The sequence below is a fragment of the Vibrio scophthalmi genome (assembly GCF_040869025.1).
GTDB lineage: Bacteria > Pseudomonadota > Gammaproteobacteria > Enterobacterales > Vibrionaceae > Vibrio > Vibrio scophthalmi.
Genome location: NZ_CP134271.1, coordinates 1,208,729 through 1,231,021 on the forward strand (window position 1 = coordinate 1,208,729; position 22,293 = coordinate 1,231,021).

Below are 22,293 nucleotides of genomic sequence, written 5' to 3' on the forward strand. Positions count from 1 at the left end.
TACGCTTCCCGATTTGAGAGTCAAGCGTTTTATTCAAACTTTCTTTTCTCTCTTTACCAACTGAGTTTGTGACTTCCGTCTCATTCCCTGTCGATGGAGCGGCATTATAGGGAGGTTGAGACACATGACAAGTATTATTTGGAAAAAAGAATTTGTTTGCCTAAAAAGCCAGCAAAACGCATAAAATAGAATAAAATTTCAACATTTGAGTCATGTCACATCAATGAATTGGAAAAAGGCCAACCATATACGTAAGATTCATGTGTCTATATTGTTAATAGTAGATAGTTAATTTCCTCTGACCTAGAAGTAGTATTCTGATTATGAGTTCAAGTAAATCAATAGTAATGATGATCGCTCTTGCGGTACTGGGTGGAATCATCTTCTCGCAGGTAGATATCTCTCCTGCAATTAGTTTTGTTGTTGGTGTTTTGGCTTCTGCTTTTGTTCTTAAATTTTCCAACACTACAACAGAAGCTGTACCGCTGAGTGATCCAGCAACGAAAACGTTGTATGTCGGTAATCTACCTTATAAAGCAAATGAGTCTCACGTGAAGGAAGTTTTTTCTAAACATGGTGAAGTATTTGCTGTGCGTCTTATGAAAGATAAACGCACAGGTAAACGACGTGGGTTTGGATTTGTCGTAATGGCAGCCTCAGACGCAGAAACGGCCATTGCAGCATTAAATGAAAAGGATTATATGCAGCGTACTTTGAAAGTCCGCATTGCCAACGAGCCTAAAACTCAAGAAGAAGAGGACGAACTAAGGTAAATCCTATTCTGGCTAACGCTCTATTCAGCGCTTCTTCTTCCCAAGGTGGAGCGCTGCAATAGATTTCTCTTGCTCCGATACGCTCTTCTTGCTCTTCTATATTAAGCAACTCTTGTACACGGCGGGCAATCGCGACTCCGGAATCCACCAGCAGAACTTGCTCACCCAGTACAGTTTGTATCTCTTGTTTAATAAGAGGGAAATGCGTACAACCTAATACCGCTACATCAATCTTGTTCTTCAATGGTGCCAGTAGTTGTGCCATTTCATCTATATCAACACTCTTCCCTCTGAGTTTTTCTTCCGCTATATCAACCAGACGGGTCAAACCAAGCATTTCGACTGGCTTGCTTTGCGAAAAGTCTCGGATGAGATCATGAGTATATTCACGCTTTACTGTCGCCGGCGTTGCGATTAGCCCAATCGCTTTATTGGCAAGATTAGAAGCCGGCTTAATGGCTGGCACTACGCCAACAACTGGAATAGATAACTTTGCACGTAAAGAAGGAAGAACGATGGTGCTTGCGGTGTTACAAGCAATCACGACTAAGTCAATCTGATGCGCGCTGACAAAGCGCGTAACCAATTGGTCTACTCGCTCAATCAAGGTGTGATGCTCAAGCTCACCATAAGGGTAAGCTGCATTATCAAATAGGTAATAGTAATCGAGCTGAGGTAAACGTGCTTCGATCTCTTGATAAACCGAAAGACCACCGACACCTGAATCAAAGATTAAAATTTTAGGTTGCTGAGACACGACACTATTCCACTTATTTATATGCTGGCGATCATACCCTGCGATTTGCTTTTCGCAATGCTTTCGCGCTGTATCTTTGGTGGGAGAATCGTTCGCCATGTTCAATATGCGAAAGTTGCAGTTCTAACGCGCCATCAAAGCTGCGTGTTTGTGTAACCAGTGTATGGAATTCACCATTTTCGCCACATGGATCGACATCAGACGATAGCTCGGCCAATAAGGCTTCATCATACCAACGGCCACAAAGCTCACGTGCGATACGATCACCATCTGCTGTGACCAACATAGTTTTAATACCACGCTCTATTATCTCTTGCGCTAGTTGCTCACTCGCCTCTCCCATTAGCGGGAAAACGCATTGCCATCCGGCAGGTTCAATGTAGCTACGGCGATACTCGGCTATCCCATTACAGAACATATCGCCAAAAGCGACTGCCTCAAAGATTAAATCAGACGCTTTCAACCCTTCAACAACTAACGACTTGTATTGTTCATTGCTTGGGAAGACCTCTGGCAGTGCAATTTTAACTAACGGTAAACCAAGTAAGTCCGCTTGCATCTCGACCACTTCGATTGGCGTCGCTTGGAAAGGAACCTCATCTTCAAGGTAAGTAGTGAACAGGCCAACGACATTGTATTGGTCACTGTCCATTAAGCGCTCTAAGGTCAGAGTCGAGTCTTTACCTGAAGACCAACTCACGATGATGTTTTTCATTATTTACTCACACAATCAAAAAACCGCCCGAAGGCGGTTTGATAAAATTAAAATTGATACGTCATATTTGCAAAGAATCTACGTTCTGGTGCCGCATAGCCAATGGTGGTTTGATATTCTTTGTCTGTAAGGTTATCAACCTTACCTCTAACAACTAGTTTAGGCGAAATCCAATAGCCAACTGATATATCCCATAAACCAACCGAAGGTAACATGTTTTCCTCGGTATAAGTCTCATTGGGATTCCCTAAGCGTTCGCCAGTGAATGTATATGTTAGATTGAAATCAAAATCTTCATAAGCCGCATCCATTAACCATTTATAGTTTTCATCAGCACGCTTAGCCAATTTATTACCCTGCGAGTCTTTATGATCTTTAAACTCTGCAATAACGGTATGGTGAATAAAAGAAGTATCGAACTGACCAGTAATCTCAATACCTTTCAATTTAGCGTCAACATTCAACGGATACCATGGCGAAGCTTGATACCAAATAATCAAATTATCAACTTTGTTATCATAAGCCGTAATTTCAAGATCGAATAGATTGAAATTGCCTATATAACCAATTTCTCGATTCATAGCCTCTTCAGGCTGCAAATCCGCATTATCTTTTAAGTCAGAATAACTGGGAGCTTTAAAAGCCGTTCCTACTGCAAAGCGGACTGCGTGGTTATCTGAAATATGGTAAAGAGAACCCAACGACCACGTAGTGTAATTATCATATGAGTCATGCTTATCATAACGGACACTACCCAATACGCTTAGATCACCAAATTGTGCATCAACCGAAGTATAAATACCCGTTGTATCTCTTGCATCGCCAGCTAAAGGATCTAGAGACCCATAGGACATAGATCCATCTTTCAGTTCTTCCCTGCGCCAATCAGCGCCTGCCCCAATAGAAAAATCATCATTAAACTGATATAGGTTTAGAAACTGTACACTCGTTAACTCAATCTCTTTTTTCGTTCCAGCATTGTCTTTGCCCTCAGATTTTGAATAATCCAAATTCTCAATGGACTGCTGATTTACTCGCAAAACTGAATTGAAGCGTTCACGTTGATACTCTAATGCACCAGTTAAACTTAAATTTTCAGAGTAACCAAAATATTTAGAACCCTTGTCATATTCTGTAAGGCTATCAAACCAACGTAGAGAAATGCTTCCCGTTAAAGCATCTGTAATTGACTGACCATAAGAAGCAAATAAGTTTTGACTTTCATAGCCATAATCCAGACCTGTTGCAGGGTCTTTAATGTCAAAACCATCCGTCTCTTCAAAGCCACCAGCCAACTTCAATACACCAGTATTTTCTAGTTCTGAGGTTATCGAAAAACTTGCTTCTTTTTGCGCATCACTGCCAGCTCCAAGAGATAAATAAGTCGCATCCGAATCATTACCAGATTCAGTGATCACATTGATTACACCTGCAACTGCATCAGAACCATAAAGAGCACCGCCAGGCCCACGAATCACTTCAACTCGTTCAATGATCCCTACCGGAATGTGGTTAAACTTAATGCCACCAGCAGCTGAGTCAATACGAACACCATCAACTAAAAATAGAATTTGGTCACTGTTGTAGCCGCGCATAAAAACAGAAGCACTATGCCCTCTGCCACCACTTTGAGAAACCTCAATGCCAGGAACACGCTTAAGAATATCCACGAGTGATTTTGCTTGTATCTGATCAATTTCTTGTTTTGAGACAATTGTAGTCGAGGCAACTACGTCATTCAGTGGTTGCTCAAATCGATTCGCTGTTACAACCATCGTTTCGTCTGCTGAGACTTCTTGTGCTTGAGTGTAAGAGGCATAAGGAAGCAATGACGCTACGGCCACGGCTAAAATAGAACGGTTCATTTTTGTAATCCTAAGTCGCGTAAATCCTACCGAGCGCGGAGCACATGCTTCCAGTGTTTGCTCAGTTGCTGGCAGGTATTCGGACTCTAGAGCTCTATACTTTCCTACTTACTCGACTTCCCACCCCCATACTAGAGGCAGTGTCTTAAGAGTGTTCGTTCTCTATTACCGCTGCGCGTCAGTTCTGGAGTTACACCAGATTCCCTCTTCAGCCATCTATACTGCTAGATAGCACCAGCTAGGCGCAGATGGTATTAAGCAATCGGTTAATTGTCCAGCGGTTATTGATAATTGTTATATAATTCAATTGTTTCATTAGATTACTTATCACCTTGCCCTCCTGATGCCTCAAGCTCTTGGCGACGCAAAACTGGACATACGGTAGATATCGAATAAAATCTGCGCTCTTAAATAAAATGCACCATACAAAGGTAATACTATGGCGACTCTTGATGTAAACCCTCAACACTACCAACAGCAGTTGGCCGAAAAAGTTGAACGTCTCACAGGGATGTTTGCTAACTACAACGTGCCAGAGCTAGAAGTGTTTGAATCTCCAGAGCAGCACTACCGTATGCGTGCCGAGTTTCGTGTATGGCACGAAGGCGAAGACATGTACTACATCATGTTTGACCAACAAACTCGTGAAAAGTACCGTGTTGACCAGTTCCCTGCCGCGAGCCGTTTGATCAACGATCTGATGCCGTTATTGATTGATGCGATGAAGGACAATGAATCACTGCGTCGTAAACTGTTCCAAGTCGATTTTCTGTCGACCAAGAGCGGAGAGATTTTGGTGTCGCTGCTTTACCATCGTCAACTTGACGAGGCATGGATTGAAAACGCAAAGGCACTAAAACAGCGTCTTAATGATGAGGGCTTTAACCTCAACCTTATCGGCCGTGCACGTAAAATGAAAGTGGTGCTGGATCGTGACTTTGTTATCGAGAAACTCGATGTTAATGGCCAACCATACATCTACCAACAAGTCGAAAACAGTTTTACGCAACCAAATGCGGCGGTTTCTGAAAAGATGCTGGCATGGGCGGTAGACTGCACGCAAGATAGCAGTGGCGATTTACTTGAGCTTTACTGTGGTAACGGTAACTTCTCTTTAGCGCTGGCGCAAAACTTCAATCGTGTATTGGCGACTGAACTGGCTAAACCATCGGTAGAATCAGCGCAATACAACATTGCTGCAAACAAGATTGAAAACGTACAAATTCTACGTTTATCAGCAGAAGAGTTCACTCAAGCGATCGAAGGACAGCGTGAGTTCCGTCGTCTAAAAGATGCCGGCGTTGATCTGGCGAGCTACAACTGTAATACCATCTTCGTTGATCCACCTCGTTCTGGTATGGATATCGACACTTGTAAAATGGTGCAGGGCTACGAGCGCATCATTTACATCTCTTGTAATCCAGAAACACTGCAAGAAAACCTAGATATATTGAGTGAGACACACAATGTCACTCGTTTTGCTCTATTCGATCAGTTCCCATATACCCATCACATGGAAGCAGGCGTAATGTTAGAGCGTAAGGCGTAGTCGCCATCCATTCTAATTGATATAAAAAAACGAGCCATTGGCTCGTTTTTTTTTGCTTTCACTTATTCAGCGGCTTCTTCTTTGGACTTCGACATGTAGCCAAGCTTCTTACCAATCCAAAGCATCAGTAGCATGGATACGATGATGGCAAAGAAGTTTGAGCCAGCATCAGGGTACTGCGCCTTTAAGAAGGCTGAATGACCAAAGGCCCCCACGAAGAAACATGCCAGCCCAATCAGTGGAATATCCTCTGATACGGGGTTATTCAAGTACTCTTGATACAGCGCCTGAACAGCTAGCACTAGCGCAATGATAGGGAAAATAGAGAAGCCCACTTCGCTCATGGTGAGCCATGAGAGTAACGAGTCACTACACATACCTGCAACTAGAGCAAGTACTAGGGTCTTTTTTTCCGAACCACGATTAATTGGATTGTTTTCATTAGACATTAATCTATCCCGCCTTTTAGTCGGTTACGTTCACGTTCTTTGCGATACCAATAAGCCCCTTTGGCTATCATTCGCAATTGCATGATCAAACGTTCCGCGAGAATTTCTCGCTCACGTCGATCGAGATCTAATACCTCTGCTCCTGAGCTAAAAACTAAGGTGACAGAGGCTTCAGCTTGAGTAAAGGCCTCATCACGGCTCATGCCGCTGCTAATCAAGAACTCGGTCAACTCTGCGGCAAAATGTTGAATTTCACGCGCAACAGCGGTACGAAAAGCAAAAGAAGTTCCTGAACGCTCCCTTAATAATAAGCGAAAGACGTTTGGGCTACTTTCAATGAACTCCATGAAGGTTTCCACTGAGGTGCGTATCACGCTGCCCTCTTTGACAATCCGTTGACGAGCTTGACGCATCAGCTGACGCAGTAACAAGCCTCCTTCATCCACCATGGTTAATCCTAGCTCATCCATATCTTTAAAGTGGCGATAGAATGAGGTTGGTGCAATTCCCGCTTCACGTGCGACCTCTCGAAGACTCAAATTCGAGAAACTTCTGTCCGCACTCAACTGGCTGAATGCCGCATCAATCAGTGAACGACGCGTTTTCTCTTTTTGCTGTGCGCGAATTCCCATGGTTTTCATATTCTGATTTCTACTTTTCTGACTAGGGAACCTCTAATATACATGGATTCCCGCAACGACTTAAGTGCCTTTACTCAGCAGGTAAAAATAAACCGTAGTTAGATACTGATTGCAATCATTTCACTGCAAATTAGCGACATCCACCATGGCAACAATGCACATTTCACGCTTTACGCGTGATCCCATCGACTCTCTAGTATGACGGTTATTTACGCAATCAAATAATGCGTTAATATCTCGCTAAAGCAATGTTACAACAATATAACAAGGATAGAGTCATGGCCGTAAGCAATCATTTTGATGTTATCGTGATAGGCAGTGGCCCAGGCGGCGAAGGTGCGGCTATGGGCTTGACCAAGGCTGGTCTTAATGTCGCCATTATCGAAAAAGAAAGTAGTGTCGGTGGCGGGTGCACCCACTGGGGAACGATCCCTTCGAAAGCGTTGCGTCATGCAGTGAGTCGTATTATTGAATTCAATAGCAATCCGCTATTTTGTAAAAACAATATGAGCCTGCACTCCACCTTCTCTAACATTCTTAATCATGCCAAGTCTGTAATTGATAAGCAGACTCGCTTGCGTCAGGGCTTTTACGACCGCAATGAATGCACCTTGTTATTTGGCGCCGCACGCTTTACCGATAGCAACACCGTTGCGGTGATGCAAAGTGATGGCAGTGAAGAGTTTTACAGTGCCGATAAGTTTGTGATTGCAACCGGCTCTCGCCCTTACCGCCCTGATAACGTCGATTTTGATCATCAACGAGTTTACGACAGTGACTCTATCCTTAGCCTGAAACACGATCCTCGCCACATCATTATTTATGGTGCTGGCGTCATTGGCTGTGAGTACGCTTCGATCTTTCGTGGCTTAGGGGTTAAGACTGATCTGGTGAATACTCGCGATCGCCTACTCTCTTTCCTTGATAATGAAGTATCCGATGCACTGTCGTACCACTTTTGGAATAGTGGCGTGGTGATTCGTAACGATGAAACCTTTGAAAAAATTGAAGGTACTGAAGACGGTGTGATTGTTCATCTACAATCCGGCAAAAAAATGAAAGCCGATTGCCTACTCTATGCCAATGGCCGAACAGGTAACACCGATAAACTCAATTTGACTGCCGTAGGCCTTGCCGCCGATTCACGCGGTCAAATTGCCGTAAACCGTAATTATCAAACCGATGCTGAACATGTTTATGCGGTAGGAGATGTGATTGGCTATCCAAGCCTTGCTAGCGCCGCTTACGATCAAGGCCGCTTTGTTGCACAAGCGATCACGAAAGGCAAAGCGGATAACTATCTTATTGAAGATATCCCAACCGGTATCTACACCATCCCAGAGATCAGTTCCGTAGGCAAAACAGAGCAAGAACTCACTGCGGCTAAAGTGCCGTATGAAGTAGGACGTTCATCCTTTAAACATTTGGCACGAGCGCAGATTGCCGGTAAAGATATTGGCAGTTTAAAAATACTCTTTCATCGTGAAACCAAAGAGATCCTTGGCATCCATTGCTTTGGTGAGCGCGCAGCAGAAATCATTCATATCGGCCAAGCGATCATGGAACAAAAAGGCGAAGCCAATACCATCGAGTATTTCGTCAATACTACCTTCAACTACCCAACAATGGCTGAAGCTTATCGAGTAGCTGCGCTCAATGGTTTAAACCGCCTGTTTTAATCCACTCTTTATCTCAATAAAAAAGCCGCTTAGTAGCGGCTTTTCTCTATCGTATTCTTCGCAATCGCATTAAGCCAAAAACGCACCTTTTCGCCATTGATGACGTAGCACCAATGCTAATGTGATACCGCGCATCGCCATAAAACTCAACATCGCCAGCCACAAAGCATGGTTCTGCCAACTAGCGCAGAGGTAGAAAATAACAAAATAACTGCACGTCGCAACAAACATACCATTGCGCATTTCACGTCCTTTTGTTGCGCCGACAAAAATACCATCCAACAAAAAACACCACATTGACACTAACGGCATTGCCACCAGCCATGGCATAAATTCCAGCGCTTTATCATGCACGGCGGGAATATTGGTGATCAAACTGATCATGGAGGATCCGAAAGCGTAAAAAACCAAGGTCAGCGCACAGCAAATCACTAAACTCCAAAAGAAAGTACCGATTAACGATTGATTTAGCTCATCACGATCTTTAGCGCCAATCGCTTTACCTACCATTGCTTCCATCGCGTAGGCAAATCCATCCATACCATACGAAATCATCATCAGAAAACTCATCAATACCGCATTCGCTGCAACAATCTCATCGCCAAAACTGGCACCTTGAAAAGTCATAAAAGTAAAAGTGGCTTGCAAGCACAATGAACGCAGAAAAATATCTCGATTGAGTTTCACAAATCGAACTAAGCCATTAGTGGTATCTTTAAGCAACAATAGAATTGATGGTAAGTGTTGCGCTCGCCATGTATAGCGCACACAGATTAACCCAAAGGCCATGCCAGTATAATCAGCAATAACAGAAGCTAATGCTGCGCCTTCAACCTGCCAGCCGAAACCCAGTACAAACAAAACATCGAGCAAAATATTAGTGAGGTTGGTAATGATCACCATCCACATTGGCGCTTTCGCGTTTTGCGTACCCAATAACCAACCCAGCAACACAAAATTCGCTAACGCGGCGGGCGCACTCCAAGCTCGAATTGAAAAGTATTGTAGGCCGTAGTGTTTTACTTCCGTACTGGCGTCACTAAAGGCAAACACCCAGTCACCTATCCAGCTATGCAACAGTAAAAACACACCAGCGAAACCCAATGCCATCACCATCCCTTGGGTAAACACCAACCCAAGTTGATGCGCATGCTTGGCACCAAAAGATTGTGCGGCTAGCCCTGTGGTCGACATACGCAAAAAGCCCAACAACCAAAAACTGACACTGATCATCATGCTGCCGAGTGCCACACCACCTAAATACCACGCATGTTCTAAGTGGCCAATAACGGCAGCATCCACCAGCCCCAGTAAAGGAACGGTAATATTGGAAAGTACCATTGGGATCGCGAGCAATAGCACCTTCTTGTGCATTGCTCGATTGGAAAGGTTTTGGAAAATGTGCACGTTGTGACTTCTTTGCGGAATTTATGCGCAAAGTGTAACTGGATCACCAACGAAGCTGAACTACTACCGGCGTGAATCTGTGTTTTGAACTAACAAACTTTGTCAGCCAACGCTGCCATAATTTCCAGCGCACACAATGTTTGTCGAGTGGTGATGAGGTTCGCACCCATCTCGCCCAGGGTAAATAACGCAAAACTGCCTCGCCCGGCGCATCATAGCCATGGGCATATTGCCCCGAACCCATCTTTTGCCCCAAGACATTCATACAGCGATCCCCAGCCAATACTAAGCTCGCTCTTGCGCTATCAAAATGGCGGCCTAATGCCTGAATAAACTTAGCAACTTGTGCTGAATTGCAATCCAGTAGCGCATGCTCACAAACGATCATCACTGGCGCTTTCTCAGGGATATTGAGATCGTCTAACCACGACAGATCATCAACACTACCGCACTGATGGTGATAACGCTCACTGGCATGAAAGAGCTTCTGTCGCCACAGTAAATTTTCCGTCACATCCAACTCTAACCAATGGCAGCGCCCGTTATCAACACGATAAAAACGGGTATCTAGTCCTGCGCCAACGTTGATGATCCAGCCATCTGGATTCTGTTTAATAAAAGCGGTGACTTGTTCATCACAGAGCTGAGTTAATGTGGCATGAAGTAATTGTTTTTGATCGATATCACCAGAGAAACATTCCGGTGCTAACTGACAACGCTGACAAGCGGTAGCGGCAATAGGATCGTACACGAGACCATCATCAACCAAGCTTTCTCGACTTCGTAGCCAAAGCGGCTGCACTAGGTTGGCAGGGATCTGATAGCGTGTTTTGGGTAAGTGTCTGGGCGGGGACATTATCATCTACCTTCCTTAACAAGAAAGTAGATGATAATAAATATCAATTACAATAGCAAGATTAATGAGAATGAATCTCAACTTGCTAAGCTATAGCATTACATCCAATCAGTGTTGCGAATAATCCCAACAGCAATACCTTCAATTGCAAGGTGCTGGCTGGTTAAATCAACTTTAATTGGTGCAAACTCTTGGTTTTCAGCATGCAGTAAAACCGTAGAGCCTTTACGCTCCAGGCGTTTAACCGTGACGTCATCATCGACACGAGCAACCACCACTTGGCCATCTCTTACATCTTGTGTTTTATGCACAGCCAATAAATCACCATCCATGATGCCGATATCTTTCATCGATTCGCCATTAACACGCAATAAAAAGTCCGCCTGCGGTTTGAACATACTTGGATCCACTTGATAATGTGCTTCCACATGCTCTTGAGCCAGAATAGGCTCACCAGCGGCGACTTGACCAATCAAAGGCAATCCTTGGTCATCATTTGCCGCATCTTCTAGCAAAATTCGAATACCTCGGGAAGCGCCCGGAATAATCTCAATTGCTTGTTTTCTTGCTAAAGCTTTAAGGTGTTCTTCTGCAGCATTTGCTGAGCGAAAACCTAGTTCTCTTGCAATCTCCGCACGGGTTGGCGGCATGCCGCTCTCTTCAATTTTGTTTTTAATTAAATCAAAAACTTGTTGTTGGCGGGGCGTTAACGGCTTCATAAGTCACCTGTCTTTTTATACAGTTCACTGTGAGTATATCCAGTAAGTGGACAAATGAAAAGCGAATTGATGATTTTTTAATAACTTACAAGAAGAGGATCTCAGCCCAAACGTAAACGGTTAATAGCATAGTTAACATCACTGTCGCTGAACCAATATCTTTCGCCTTTCCTGATAATTCATGATGCTCTGTACCAATACGATCCACTACCGCCTCGATTGCACTGTTGATCAATTCCATCACCATCACTAACACCACACAAGCTATCATCAAGATGCGCTCGATTTGACTGACATCAAGCCAAAAAGCCAAGGGGATCATAATGCAGGCTAAAATCAGCTCTTCTCGAAAGGCCGCTTCTGTTTTAAATGCCGCTTGCAAACCCTGATAAGAGAAGCGCGTTGCATTAAATAGACGTTTAAATCCGTGTTTGGTTTTCTGTGACACCTTATTCTCTCGCATCGTTCAGTTGGATTGGCCACATCAGCAGAATGTTGCTGCTTTTGCACCCAATAATAATTAAAAGGTTCGACCAGTTTCTGGTATCCTTGCCAGCTAAAAATCTGCTTGGGCATATCTCCACTTCTACACTTAAAGAATTGGAAATGTGCTTATGCTCATTAATTCATTTGAGGCAACGAACTTTTATGTCTTCTGGACGCTCTCTATCACGTTCTCTATTAAAGCTACCACTGTCGGTACTGGTAAAAGGAACGGCTATCCCTTCAAACCCAATTGAAGACCATAGCATTGATGTCAACAAGCCTATTGTTTACGCATTGCCATACCGCTCTAGTGTTGATCTTGTCAGCCTACAAAAACAGGTCATCGCGCTCGGTTTGCCTGATCCTCTTGAACCATTAATCATCAATGGTAAAAGCTTTAGCCGTTTTGTATTTATCTCTTCACGTGAAACCGTGCTTGGCAATGACAATGATGTTCCAAGTGAATCTATAGCGCTGTTTTCAGAGTTACTGGCTCTGCATAAAGAAGACAGCGAATTGGATATCCAGATCCTGCCAATCACAGTTCTGTGGGGACGCAAGCCAGAGAAAGAAGGCAAGCAGACCAACTATCTCCAATCCCTTAATGGCCCACAAAAAGCCAAAGCGGTACTGTTGGCTGGTCGTGACTGTTTAATCCGTTTTAGCCCGGTGGTTTCACTGCGTTATATGGCCGACTCGCACGGCACTGATGCATCGATCGCTCATAAACTCGCCCGTGTTGCACGTATTCACTTCTCGCGCCAAAAACTCGCAGCATCAGGCCCAAGCCTGCCAAACCGCCAAGCGTTATTTAAGCGCTTAATGAAATCAAAAGCGATTGAAAAAGCGATTGCCGATGAAGCGCTAGCCAAAGATATTCCGATCGAAAAAGTGCGCAAAGAAGCACAAGATATCATGGATGAGATTGCCGCTGACTTCTCATACTCGCTCATCAAAAATGGTAGCCGAGTTCTTGGTTGGCTATGGAATCGAATCTATCAAGGTTTAAACATTAACAATGCCGCGACCGTTCGTCGTCTGGCACAAGATGGCCATGAAATTGTTTACCTACCTTGCCATCGTAGCCACATGGACTATTTACTATTGTCTTACGTGCTATATCAAGAGGGTATGGTTCCACCGCATATCGCTGCGGGTATCAACCTGAACTTCTTCCCTGCAGGCCCTATTTTCCGTCGCGGTGGTGCATTCTTCATCCGTCGTAGCTTTAAGGGCAACCGACTGTACTCAACCATCTTCCGTGAGTATTTAGCAGAGCTGTTTACTAAAGGTTATTCTGTGGAGTATTTCAGTGAGGGTGGTCGTTCGAGAACAGGGCGTTTGCTACAAGCAAAGACCGGCATGCTCGCAATGACCATTCAAGCCATGCTACGCGGCCTAAACCGCCCAGTCACCTTAGTACCGGTATATATCGGCTATGAACACGTAATGGAAGTAGGCACTTACGCCAAAGAACTACGCGGCAGTCGCAAAGAGAAAGAAAATGCCAGCTTGGTACTTCGTACGATTCGTAAACTGCGTAACTTTGGCCAAGGCTATGTCAATTTTGGTGAGCCAATCCCGCTCAATCAATACTTAAATGAACATGCGCCAGAGTGGACTAAAGATATCGATCCGATGGGTGCGACCAAACCACAATGGCTGACGCCTGTGGTTAACGATCTTGCGACGAAGATGATGTCACACATCAACGATGCTGCTGCTGCGAATGCACTCACCTTATGTGCGACTGCATTGCTTGCTTCACGTCAACGCGCATTGTCTCGTGATAGCCTTGTTAAGCAAGTTGACTGCTATCTATCTCTACTTAAACAAGTGCCTTATTCTTCAAGCTTCACCATGCCAAATGAAGAAGCGGAAGTATTAGTTAAGCATGCTGAATCTTTAGATAAGTTTGTTATTGAAGCGGACAGTATGGGTGAGATCGTCTCGCTCGATCGTAACCAATCAATCCTAATGACTTACTATCGCAACAACATCATTCACTTGTTTGCGATTCCAGCACTCATTGCACAGATGTTGGTACGTCGCCAGCAACTGAGCTTAGCGCAAATCCAAGCTAATGTGGCTTTGATCTACCCTTTCCTAAAGCAAGAGCTGTTCTTAAGTATTGCTGATGACAAGCTTGATCAAACTGTCGAAGCTTACGTGCATGAACTTGCACGCCAAGGGTTAATCACGATCGAAGATCAACAAGTGAAGTTTATTCAAAGTAACTCTCAAGTATTAGTACTACTGGGTCGCACGATCTCTGAAACTCTACAGCGTTACTCAATTACTCTTAATTTACTGGTCGCTATCCCTGAACTGGGTAAAACAGACCTTGAAATAAAGAGCCAAGATATTGCACAGCGCTTAGGACGTTTACACGGTATCAATGCACCCGAGTTCTTTGATAAAGGTGTTTTCTCAGCCATGTTCAGCACGCTAAAACAGCAAGAGTATCTTGATAGTGAAGGGGATTGTGATATTGAAAAAGCCACCACCCTGGCTGAGTTGTTGTACTCATTACTCTACCCTGAAGTTCGACTGACGATTAAAGAGAGCGTGTGTCAGGCAACGGAAATGTGCGAAGAAGTGTGTGATTGCGCAGAGTAACAAAATAGCAGTTCAAGTCATAAGTTAAGCCTATTTCACACTCAGAATGAGGCACAAAAAAGGGCATCTACCAAGATGCCCTTTTCTATATCTACCACTTCAAATCATCGCTAGATAGCGTCAATCCGCATTACCAAAATGCCACTAACAAACCAATCGTAATGGCCATTCCAACATAGTTATTGTTTAAAAAGGCTTGGAAACACTGCGCTCTATCTCGATGACGTATCAAGTGCTGCTGGAATACAAACAATGCACCTACCGCCAACACTGCCCAATAAAAGCTCGCGCCTAACGAATACCACATCCCTAAGGCTATCAGCATCAATACGGTGGCAAGCTGCAGGACACCAATGATCATTTTATCAAAGCGGCCAAACAAAATGGCGGTTGATTTAATACCAATTTTTAAATCATCATTGCGATCAACCATGGCATATTGCGTGTCGTAAGCAATGGTCCACAATGCATTCATCACAAATACAAACCACACGATCGGTGGAAGCTCATTGGTTTGCGCAGCCCACGCCATCGGAATCGCCCAACTAAATGCAAGACCAAGAAACAGTTGGGGTAAATGAGTATAACGCTTCATAAACGGGTAGATAAAAGCCAACCCAATTCCGACAAATGACAGCTGAATCGTCAACGGATTCATGGTCAAGACCAATACGAAAGATAACACTGCCAAAGCAATAAATAAGCTGACCGCCTCTTTCGCACTGATCATTCCAGATGGCAACGGGCGGTGCTGCGTGCGTTCCACATGACCATCCACTTTACGATCAGCAAAATCATTGATCACACAACCAGCAGCGCGCATCAAAACCACGCCAAGAATAAACACCAACAACACGTTAAGGTGAGGGATGCCTTCCGCAGCAATGATCAGTGCCCACAAGGTCGGCCATAGCAACAACAAGGTACCAATCGGTTTGTTCATGCGCATCAAGTGCCAATAGGCGCGCACTTTCGCGGTTGTCATCTACACACTCTCCTTGGCGTAAATAGGGGCATTAAGTAAAAAAAGTTCGGCAACCAGCATCGGTTTGTGGTTCATCCATAAGCGAGAACGGCGAGCTAGACAGAGCCCATTTGGCGTCTTCGCCCAGCCAACTTGTAAGGCGTCGCGTTCTACATTTTCAGCACTGAACACGGTCAAACCCAATGGTATTTCACCTTGCTGGGTAAGATCATGGGGTTGATCCGTTAATGACGATTGCGGGATCAAGGTTCGACCTAAAATCCACGGCTCACCATCGCCTTTCAGTACCACTTTACGCAGCAAACATTGTTCTTGAGATAACAGCGCTATTTCTTGCTCATCCAATTTATTCGCAAGCACAACATCGTTATGAAGTAGATCTACGTTCAATTGTTGACAATAAGTTTTTAACAAACGTGACAATGAGCCCTGTTCTAAAAGCCATTCTCTCGCAATCTGCGAAGGAAAGTTAAAATTTTCAGGCTGTTGCCATTCCACTTGGCGCAGTGCGGACAGATAAAGCGCAATCATTTGATTCATACTAGTATTCAATAAGTTGCTTTATCGGCGTACAATAAAGCTTCAATCTGGTGCGTTAACTAACACTATATTGCGGTTAACTCAAATTCACTACAAATAGATGCTCTATTGTAACAAGACTCAGACGATTCGAGTATCGTGATCAGAAGAAAGAAAAGTTAGAAATATGTTTAAACGTTACGTAGCCCAAATATTTGCCCTGCTTTGCCTCGTTTTTGCTCTACCAGCAATCGCAGAAGAACAAGCCGGCACTCCGAGTTTGGCGTACTTTACTTTAGAGCCCGACTTAACCACTAACTTCTATACCAAAGGAAACGACCTTGGTTATATCCAGGTTCGCATCGATATCATGGTCGCCAATCAGGCCGATCTTCCTTTGATTGAGAAACACCAACCACTCATACGCGATGCCGTTATCGAGTTATTGGGTAAGCAAACGGAAGAGACGATTAAATCATTGGCAGGACGAGAAGACTTACGCAAAAGTTTAGTCGAAGAACTCAACTCTATTTTGTTACCTGAAACGGGTAAAACGGTGATTGCTGATTTGTTATTTACCAAATACCTTTATCAGTAAGCGACAAAAAGTAGTAGCAATAAAAAAGCGGCCATCGCCGCTTTTTTTTATTCTCCAATACAGAGATAAACTCTTATACCTTCCGGCTGTCAAACCAGCCAAGCATTACACCAGCCAGCAAGCCTACTAGATGGGCGGTATTGGCAATCGCCATAAATGGCTGAACAAAACCTAAAACTAACCACACTAACATAAAGCCAATCAATGGCTTGGGCATCAATAGACCTTTCTCAGGGGCACGGTATCCCAGCAGCCAAATGTAACCAACTAACGCATATACTACGCCAGATAAGCCACCGAAATTGGCTCCTTCAACCCAAAACTGACCGATTCCGGAGAGTGCTGCAGAAAAGACAAATAACTGTAGTAGCTTGCCGCTACCTAATCGCTGCTCAATATCACCACCTAGCTGCCACCACCACAATAAGTTAAATGCGATGTGCATGATTGAGAAATGCAATAAGGCGTGGCTGACCCAACGCCATACCTGCCACTCTTGACCAGCAAAAGCAGGAAAGTGCAGAGCGTCGAAAACCGGCTGACCTGCGCCAAATTGTTGCAGAATAAAGATACCGATACAGGCTGCCATAATCGCCAGTGTAAGTGGGCCTGCTTTGGCTTTTATCATGCTCATCATACTTGGCGAGTGATAGCGGAAATGGTTAGTTCGGCTTTCAGCCATATCCCATGAAGCCGCCTGATACTTAGTATCGTTCGGCTCGCTCAGAAACATCTTCAATTCCGCTTCGGCTTCGACTTGATGCTGATCATCCACCAGCCATAAAGCAAACTGACCCTCACCTTCTGGCATTAACTTAATATCTATCTGGCGTGAAGCCATATAGTCGATAAATGCCTGTGCCATGCGCGGCTGGTTTAAAGAAATCAGTCTGATCATAATCTATCCTAGTTGGTTGCGACCGGAAGGCTTGCTCGTTGCCAAGCGTCAAAGCCACCATCAACACTATACACCTGCTCAAATCCTTGGTTAACTAAATACTGCGCAGCACCTTGGCTACTGATGCCGTGATAGCACATCACTAAGATAGGTTGCTCAAACTCAACCTCATCCATAAACCCCAGCATGCTGTCATTAGTCAGATGAAAAGCTTGACTTGCATGCGCTAACGCAAAAGATTGCGGATCGCGAATATCCACCAAACGCGCCTCACCCTGTAGCAGTAATTCTTGCGCAGCGGTTACATCAATATGTTGAAACTGGTCCATTTACTTTCTCTATCTTCTCTCATTGTTATCTGCTGCCATTGTAACCTATCCAGTGCTCAACAAGTACACGATGGGAATAAGGTTATCCACTTGCGATCACTTCTTCACCATTTGTGGATAAGTTTGTGGATTACGTTGATAAAGTGCTTTAGTTAAATTCGATCCACAATATGTAGTGATGATCCTTATCTTTTTGTGTGTAAAACAAATAATATCCCCAATGACAATTCCCCCTTCAAGCCTTTATTCACCCTGCTTTCTGACACCTAACCAAGAATTTCATCACAGAGTTACCCACAGGCAAATGATAAAAAAATGATCGCTCAAAGCGATCAAGATATAAAAAAACCGAGATCAAGGGATCTCGGTTTTCGGGATTCGATTACGGAAAAACTACATTTCGCCGACAGCTAACTTCAGTTTTTTCATCGCATTCTTTTCTAGTTGGCGAATGCGCTCTGCTGATACGCCGTAGTTTTCTGCAAGTTCTTGTAGCGTCGCTTTATTGTCTACCAACCAACGTGAGCGAACGATATTTTGACTGCGCTCATCCAAGCTAGCTAAGGCAAGGCTCAGACGATTATTGGTGTGTGCTTCCCAGTTCGCCGCTTCAACATTCTCCGCCACATCGGAAGCTTTATCTTCAAGATAAAGCATCGGAGCGGTAATTGAAGTACCGGTGTCATCATCATCAGCACTGAATTCAAACGTAGGATCCTGCGCCGCGAGACGAGATTCCATTTCGCGCACTTCAGAGGGCTCAACACCAAGCTCACGTGCTACCGTTTCAACTTCACCGTTATTGAACCAACCTAAACGTTTTTTCGACTTACGTAGATTAAAGAACAGTTTACGTTGCGCCTTCGTCGTCGCCACTTTCACGATACGCCAGTTGCGTAATACATACTCATGTATTTCAGCTTTGATCCAGTGCACAGCGAAAGAGACAAGTCGCACCCCAACTTCCGGGTTAAAACGCTTAACCGCCTTCATCAGACCGATGTTGCCTTCTTGAATTAGATCTGCCATCGGCAAACCATAACCTGAGTAGCCGCGAGCGACGTGAACAACGAAGCGCAGATGTGAAAGGATCAACCCTTTCGCCGCTTCAATTTCGCTGTTGTAATGCAAACGCTCAGCCAGTCCACGCTCTTCGTCAGGTGTCAGCATTGGATAGCTGTTCACTGAGCGAATGTAGCTATCTAAGCTATCTTGGGAAACTGTAGCCATTGCATACACTTGGTTAGTCATTCAATTCCTCATCAATCTATGATCTGAATTAGGTGTTTTTTCCGCCGTCAATCTTGGACCTAAAATGCTCAGGTTTCAAGCAGGGGGAAGTTATTATGCATAAACGAAACGGCGATACAAGCAAAAAAGTACACGGTAGCGTATACTTTCTCGTTTCAGTTTACGCAAAAATAGGACAACCAATGGTTAGACTGGTTCAATTTCATTAAGATGACGCTGTGCTGATACTTTCGCCGCTAAGCAACCTAAGAAGGTGCCTAACATCAGTAGCAGCAAGGACTCATCCCAACTCAACCCGATTAATCGGAAGCGGCTATCATACAGAAGCGCCAATTGTTCAACACTGCTATTGAGCAGAATTGTGATTAATGCGGTAAGAATCCAAGCGCTTATCGCCCCCAGTAGGCCAAACCACATACCGGAATAGAGGTAAGGGCGCAGAATAAAGCTATCTGTTGCACCAATCAGCTTCATGGTTTGGATTTCATCTTTGTTGGCTTGCACATTGAAACGTAACGTATTTCCGACAATCAAAAACACAGAACCGAGCATCAATACCGACAATGTCATTACAATACCGCCAACCAGATTCTTGATCGCATCGAGGCGAGCAAACCAATCTTCATCTAAACGTACATCGCTGATTTCGTCTTCTGCTCGCACGCGTTGCGCCAACGCTTGCACCGCTTGTTTGTCGTCGCTGGTAGGCGTGATCACTAATACGCCAGGCAAAGCATAATCATCCAACAGTGAGATCGCTTGGTCAAAACCAGAGTATTGGCTGAGATCATCCAGCCCTTGCTGCGGAGAAATATAGTCAACCGCGGCGACTTCCGGCAGGCTTTCTAACTCATCTTTCAGCACCATGATGCGTGGCTCAGGCGTTTGCTCTTTAATATAGCCACTCACATGAGATGGGCCAGCAACATTGGTTGTCGCCACCGCAATATTTTTACCTAGTAGATATAATGAGGCAGGCAAGGTCAATGCCATCGAGATCACCGCCAAGGTGAGAATATTACCGAGCGGTCGTGACCACAGTGCCGCAAGTGACGATTTGGCCTGCTTAAAATGAATGGCAAAATAACCATCGCGTGCCACACCTTGATGTTTTTGAGTGGCTTTTTTATTACGAGTATTAGCGGCCATAATCTTCCACCTCACTCATGAAACCTTGGTTTAACTCCATGTGGCGATATTGCGGTCTTGAATTGACTAAATTGACATCGTGCGTCGCGAGTAAGATCGTCACCCCAGCACGGTTAAACTCTTCCAATAAGCGCAACACGCGATTAGAAAGTTCCGAATCTAAGTTACCGGTCGGCTCATCAGCCAGTAACAGAGTAGGACGATTAACAACGGCACGGGCAATACCGACACGTTGTTGTTCGCCGCCCGACAATTGACTTGGCAAGCAGCGTGCCTTGTCGAGCAAACCGGTTTTATCTAATGCCGCTGATACACGGCGTTTAATTTCATTTTCCGAGATCGATTCTATTCGCATTGGCAGTGCCACGTTATCAAACACGGTACGATCCATCAGTAAACGGTGGTCTTGGAAAACAATGCCGATATTACGACGCAATAGAGGAATATCCTTACCAGGAATTCGGGTGATGTCATGGCCGTTAAAGCTGATCTTGCCATCCGTTGGTCGCTCAATCGCACAAATCAACTTAAGCAAGGTACTTTTACCGGCACCTGAGTGCCCACCTAAAAACGCCATTTCGCCACGACGCAAATGGAAGTCGACTTTTTGCAGAGCTTGTCGACCACCACGATAAGCCTTACTCACTTGCTGAAACTTAATCACCCGTCATTCCTCTCGCTAACAGCTCGTTAATCTTCTCGGCTAAATAATGCGTCGATAAATTCTTGTGTCTCAAACGGACGCAAGTCATCAATGCCTTCGCCAACACCAATATAGCGAATTGGAATTTGGAATTGATCGGCAAGCGCAAAGATCACACCACCTTTTGCCGTGCCATCAAGTTTCGTCAATGTAATACCGGTTAACGGTGCGACGTCACTAAACAGTTTGGCTTGGCTAATTGCGTTTTGGCCCGTCGCTGCATCAAGCGTTAACATCACTTCATGTGGTGCAGAGTCATCAATTTTCTTCATCACTCGAACAATCTTACGCAACTCTTCCATCAGGTTGGCTTTGTTTTGTAAACGACCCGCCGTATCAGCGATTACCACATCGTAGCCACGCGCTTTCGCCGCTTCAATCGCATCATAAATCACTGATGCACTGTCAGCACCAGTATGCTGAGCAATCACAGGAACGTCATTGCGCTCGCCCCAAACTTGCAATTGTTCAACTGCCGCTGCACGGAACGTATCCCCTGCAGCTAGCATCACTTTTTTGCCTTCCGCTTGGAACTGCTTAGCCAATTTACCAATGGTGGTGGTTTTACCCACACCATTCACACCAACCATTAGAATGACAAATGGCGTATTGCCATTATTAACATCAAGTGGCTTCTCAACGTGTGAAAGGATCTCCGCCATTTCATCTTTAAGAAGACCATATAAAGCTTCGCCATCTTTCAAATCTTGGCGACTGGCTTTCTCTGTTAGGTTATTGATGATCTTCATGGTGGTTTCCATGCCGACATCTGCGATCAATAACTGCTCTTCCAACTCTTCAAACAAATCGTCATCGATCTGCTTACCTTTGAACAAACCAAAGAAACCCGCGCCAATATTCGCTTTAGTTCGCGCAAGGCTGCGCTTCAAGCGAGCAAAGAAACTTTCCGTTGGTTTTTCCTGTTCAACCACTCGTGGCGTCACAGGCTGTTCTGCTTCTGCTTCTGCTTCTGCTTCTGCTTCTGCTTCTGCTTCTGCTTCTGCTTCTGCTTCTGCTTCTGCTTCTGCTTCTGGGCGAGTTTCAACCTCGACCACTTGTTGAGCAACAATGTCTTGCTCTACATCGTTTTGTTGTTCTTCAACCACTTCTGGCTGTGGTTGTTCTACCTGCTGTTCTTCTGCGGGTTGCTTAACTTGCTCTTCGTCACCGAAACCAAGCCAAGAGAGCAATCCACGCTTCTTTTTTTCCGTCATCTGGGGCTATCCTAGATTGTCTTAATTAACTCTCAAACTTCTCCACCACCCTCTGGCAAGATGGAAAAGAAACATGACAACAGTGTGAAAAGTCTCTACGCCAAGCGTGATTTAAGGTTACACTTTGTCATC

The 22,293-nt window shown here is 44.6% G+C and carries 22 protein-coding genes and 1 riboswitch; of the genes, 5 read left to right on the forward strand and 17 right to left on the reverse strand.

Annotation, left to right across the window (positions count from 1 at the left end; all coding sequences use genetic code 11):
• Nucleotides 1–323: 323 nt before the first annotated feature.
• Complete coding sequence (locus tag RJD38_RS05480) at nucleotides 324–773, forward strand: RNA recognition motif domain-containing protein (protein WP_174269676.1); 450 nt, start codon at nucleotides 324–326, stop codon at nucleotides 771–773.
• Here RJD38_RS05480 and murI read toward each other — a convergent pair.
• From murI to RJD38_RS05495, 3 genes are read right to left on the reverse strand one after another with little or no spacing between them, the layout of a single operon-like run.
• Nucleotides 739–1,530, reverse strand: coding sequence for a glutamate racemase (murI, locus tag RJD38_RS05485; protein WP_065545948.1), 792 nt, complete (start codon nucleotides 1,528–1,530; stop codon nucleotides 739–741). The genes RJD38_RS05480 and murI overlap by 35 nt on opposite strands.
• A gap of 31 nt (nucleotides 1,531–1,561) precedes the next feature.
• Nucleotides 1,562–2,245, reverse strand: coding sequence for an ATPase (locus RJD38_RS05490; protein WP_065545947.1), 684 nt, complete (start codon nucleotides 2,243–2,245; stop codon nucleotides 1,562–1,564).
• Between the two features lie 47 nt (nucleotides 2,246–2,292).
• Nucleotides 2,293–4,110: a TonB-dependent receptor domain-containing protein gene (locus RJD38_RS05495; RefSeq protein WP_065545946.1), complete on the reverse strand. Its 1,818-nt coding sequence runs from the start codon at nucleotides 4,108–4,110 to the stop codon at nucleotides 2,293–2,295.
• A 52-nt stretch (nucleotides 4,111–4,162) separates the two neighbouring features.
• A riboswitch (cobalamin riboswitch) is annotated at nucleotides 4,163–4,364 on the reverse strand.
• Nucleotides 4,365–4,549: 185 nt separating this feature from the next.
• Here RJD38_RS05495 and trmA point away from each other — a divergent pair.
• Nucleotides 4,550–5,659, forward strand: coding sequence for a tRNA (uridine(54)-C5)-methyltransferase TrmA (trmA, locus tag RJD38_RS05500; RefSeq protein ID WP_005599689.1), 1,110 nt, complete (start codon nucleotides 4,550–4,552; stop codon nucleotides 5,657–5,659).
• 62 nt (nucleotides 5,660–5,721) lie between these two features.
• Here the strand turns inward: trmA and RJD38_RS05505 are convergent, their stop codons facing one another.
• Complete coding sequence (locus RJD38_RS05505) at nucleotides 5,722–6,108, reverse strand: YijD family membrane protein (protein WP_005599690.1); 387 nt, start codon at nucleotides 6,106–6,108, stop codon at nucleotides 5,722–5,724.
• Nucleotides 6,108–6,749, reverse strand: coding sequence for an HTH-type transcriptional repressor FabR (gene fabR / locus RJD38_RS05510; RefSeq protein ID WP_005599692.1), 642 nt, complete (start codon nucleotides 6,747–6,749; stop codon nucleotides 6,108–6,110). Before fabR ends, RJD38_RS05505 begins: the two co-directional genes overlap by 1 nt.
• A gap of 248 nt (nucleotides 6,750–6,997) precedes the next feature.
• Between fabR and sthA the strand changes: the two genes are divergently transcribed.
• A complete protein-coding gene (sthA, locus tag RJD38_RS05515) occupies nucleotides 6,998–8,428 on the forward strand; it encodes a Si-specific NAD(P)(+) transhydrogenase (protein WP_081467398.1) in 1,431 nt (476 codons plus the stop codon).
• 69 nt (nucleotides 8,429–8,497) lie between these two features.
• On the opposite strand, the gene dinF is transcribed toward sthA, so the two are convergent.
• From dinF to RJD38_RS05535, 4 genes are all read right to left on the reverse strand, one after another.
• Complete coding sequence (gene dinF, locus RJD38_RS05520; protein WP_175422493.1) at nucleotides 8,498–9,802, reverse strand: MATE family efflux transporter DinF; 1,305 nt, start codon at nucleotides 9,800–9,802, stop codon at nucleotides 8,498–8,500.
• 76 nt (nucleotides 9,803–9,878) lie between these two features.
• Nucleotides 9,879–10,691, reverse strand: a complete 813-nt coding sequence (locus RJD38_RS05525) for a class I SAM-dependent methyltransferase (protein WP_065545945.1) — start codon at nucleotides 10,689–10,691, stop codon at nucleotides 9,879–9,881.
• Between the two features lie 98 nt (nucleotides 10,692–10,789).
• A complete protein-coding gene (lexA, locus tag RJD38_RS05530) occupies nucleotides 10,790–11,410 on the reverse strand; it encodes a transcriptional repressor LexA (protein WP_005599698.1) in 621 nt (206 codons plus the stop codon).
• A gap of 85 nt (nucleotides 11,411–11,495) precedes the next feature.
• Nucleotides 11,496–11,858, reverse strand: a complete 363-nt coding sequence (locus tag RJD38_RS05535) for a diacylglycerol kinase (RefSeq protein ID WP_065429520.1) — start codon at nucleotides 11,856–11,858, stop codon at nucleotides 11,496–11,498.
• Nucleotides 11,859–12,058: 200 nt separating this feature from the next.
• Between RJD38_RS05535 and plsB the strand changes: the two genes are divergently transcribed.
• The gene (plsB, locus tag RJD38_RS05540; protein ID WP_065545944.1) at nucleotides 12,059–14,515 is read left to right on the forward strand and encodes a glycerol-3-phosphate 1-O-acyltransferase PlsB; all 2,457 of its coding nucleotides are present in this window, start codon (nucleotides 12,059–12,061) and stop codon (nucleotides 14,513–14,515) included.
• A 130-nt stretch (nucleotides 14,516–14,645) separates the two neighbouring features.
• Here plsB and ubiA read toward each other — a convergent pair whose 3' ends face one another.
• The gene (gene ubiA / locus RJD38_RS05545) at nucleotides 14,646–15,500 is read right to left on the reverse strand and encodes a 4-hydroxybenzoate octaprenyltransferase (protein WP_005599705.1); all 855 of its coding nucleotides are present in this window, start codon (nucleotides 15,498–15,500) and stop codon (nucleotides 14,646–14,648) included.
• A complete protein-coding gene (locus tag RJD38_RS05550) occupies nucleotides 15,501–16,040 on the reverse strand; it encodes a chorismate lyase (RefSeq protein WP_005599707.1) in 540 nt (179 codons plus the stop codon).
• 166 nt (nucleotides 16,041–16,206) lie between these two features.
• Here RJD38_RS05550 and RJD38_RS05555 point away from each other — a divergent pair, with 166 nt between their 5' ends.
• Nucleotides 16,207–16,617 (forward strand): flagellar basal body-associated protein FliL, encoded by a 411-nt coding sequence (locus RJD38_RS05555; protein WP_005599709.1) that lies wholly within the window; start codon nucleotides 16,207–16,209, stop codon nucleotides 16,615–16,617.
• Nucleotides 16,618–16,690: 73 nt separating this feature from the next.
• On the opposite strand, the gene glpG is transcribed toward RJD38_RS05555, so the two are convergent.
• The 6 genes from glpG to ftsY all read right to left on the reverse strand — a co-directional run bounded on the left by glpG (nucleotide 16,691) and on the right by ftsY (nucleotide 22,161).
• A complete protein-coding gene (gene glpG, locus RJD38_RS05560; RefSeq protein ID WP_009384144.1) occupies nucleotides 16,691–17,515 on the reverse strand; it encodes a rhomboid family intramembrane serine protease GlpG in 825 nt (274 codons plus the stop codon).
• Between the two features lie 8 nt (nucleotides 17,516–17,523).
• Nucleotides 17,524–17,844, reverse strand: a complete 321-nt coding sequence (gene glpE / locus RJD38_RS05565) for a thiosulfate sulfurtransferase GlpE (RefSeq protein WP_005599713.1) — start codon at nucleotides 17,842–17,844, stop codon at nucleotides 17,524–17,526.
• 393 nt (nucleotides 17,845–18,237) lie between these two features.
• Nucleotides 18,238–19,095, reverse strand: coding sequence for an RNA polymerase sigma factor RpoH (rpoH, locus tag RJD38_RS05570; RefSeq protein ID WP_005599715.1), 858 nt, complete (start codon nucleotides 19,093–19,095; stop codon nucleotides 18,238–18,240).
• A 186-nt stretch (nucleotides 19,096–19,281) separates the two neighbouring features.
• Nucleotides 19,282–20,244, reverse strand: coding sequence for a permease-like cell division protein FtsX (gene ftsX / locus RJD38_RS05575; protein WP_005599717.1), 963 nt, complete (start codon nucleotides 20,242–20,244; stop codon nucleotides 19,282–19,284).
• A complete protein-coding gene (gene ftsE / locus RJD38_RS05580; protein WP_005599718.1) occupies nucleotides 20,234–20,908 on the reverse strand; it encodes a cell division ATP-binding protein FtsE in 675 nt (224 codons plus the stop codon). The genes ftsX and ftsE overlap by 11 nt, the downstream gene beginning before the upstream one ends.
• Nucleotides 20,909–20,934: 26 nt before the next feature.
• Nucleotides 20,935–22,161 (reverse strand): signal recognition particle-docking protein FtsY, encoded by a 1,227-nt coding sequence (ftsY, locus tag RJD38_RS05585; RefSeq protein WP_367971406.1) that lies wholly within the window; start codon nucleotides 22,159–22,161, stop codon nucleotides 20,935–20,937.
• Nucleotides 22,162–22,293: the final 132 nt, after the last annotated feature.

Excerpts from the sequence above, each read along its gene's own strand:
- RJD38_RS05480 (WP_174269676.1), top strand. The coding sequence starts at position 324 with ATGAGTTCAAGTAAATCAATAGTAATGATGATCGCTCTTGCGGTACTG.
- RJD38_RS05490 (WP_065545947.1), bottom strand. The coding sequence starts at position 2,245 with ATGAAAAACATCATCGTGAGTTGGTCTTCAGGTAAAGACTCGACTCTG.
- RJD38_RS05495 (WP_065545946.1), bottom strand. The coding sequence starts at position 4,110 with ATGAACCGTTCTATTTTAGCCGTGGCCGTAGCGTCATTGCTTCCTTAT.
- trmA (WP_005599689.1), top strand. The coding sequence starts at position 4,550 with ATGGCGACTCTTGATGTAAACCCTCAACACTACCAACAGCAGTTGGCC.
- RJD38_RS05505 (WP_005599690.1), bottom strand. The coding sequence starts at position 6,108 with ATGTCTAATGAAAACAATCCAATTAATCGTGGTTCGGAAAAAAAGACC.
- fabR (WP_005599692.1), bottom strand. The coding sequence starts at position 6,749 with ATGAAAACCATGGGAATTCGCGCACAGCAAAAAGAGAAAACGCGTCGT.
- sthA (WP_081467398.1), top strand. The coding sequence starts at position 6,998 with ATGTTACAACAATATAACAAGGATAGAGTCATGGCCGTAAGCAATCAT.
- dinF (WP_175422493.1), bottom strand. The coding sequence starts at position 9,802 with ATGCACAAGAAGGTGCTATTGCTCGCGATCCCAATGGTACTTTCCAAT.
- RJD38_RS05525 (WP_065545945.1), bottom strand. The coding sequence starts at position 10,691 with ATGTCCCCGCCCAGACACTTACCCAAAACACGCTATCAGATCCCTGCC.
- lexA (WP_005599698.1), bottom strand. The coding sequence starts at position 11,410 with ATGAAGCCGTTAACGCCCCGCCAACAACAAGTTTTTGATTTAATTAAA.
- plsB (WP_065545944.1), top strand. The coding sequence starts at position 12,059 with ATGTCTTCTGGACGCTCTCTATCACGTTCTCTATTAAAGCTACCACTG.
- ubiA (WP_005599705.1), bottom strand. The coding sequence starts at position 15,500 with ATGACAACCGCGAAAGTGCGCGCCTATTGGCACTTGATGCGCATGAAC.
- RJD38_RS05550 (WP_005599707.1), bottom strand. The coding sequence starts at position 16,040 with ATGAATCAAATGATTGCGCTTTATCTGTCCGCACTGCGCCAAGTGGAA.
- RJD38_RS05555 (WP_005599709.1), top strand. The coding sequence starts at position 16,207 with ATGTTTAAACGTTACGTAGCCCAAATATTTGCCCTGCTTTGCCTCGTT.
- glpG (WP_009384144.1), bottom strand. The coding sequence starts at position 17,515 with ATGATCAGACTGATTTCTTTAAACCAGCCGCGCATGGCACAGGCATTT.
- glpE (WP_005599713.1), bottom strand. The coding sequence starts at position 17,844 with ATGGACCAGTTTCAACATATTGATGTAACCGCTGCGCAAGAATTACTG.
- rpoH (WP_005599715.1), bottom strand. The coding sequence starts at position 19,095 with ATGACTAACCAAGTGTATGCAATGGCTACAGTTTCCCAAGATAGCTTA.
- ftsX (WP_005599717.1), bottom strand. The coding sequence starts at position 20,244 with ATGGCCGCTAATACTCGTAATAAAAAAGCCACTCAAAAACATCAAGGT.
- ftsY (WP_367971406.1), bottom strand. The coding sequence starts at position 22,161 with ATGACGGAAAAAAAGAAGCGTGGATTGCTCTCTTGGCTTGGTTTCGGT.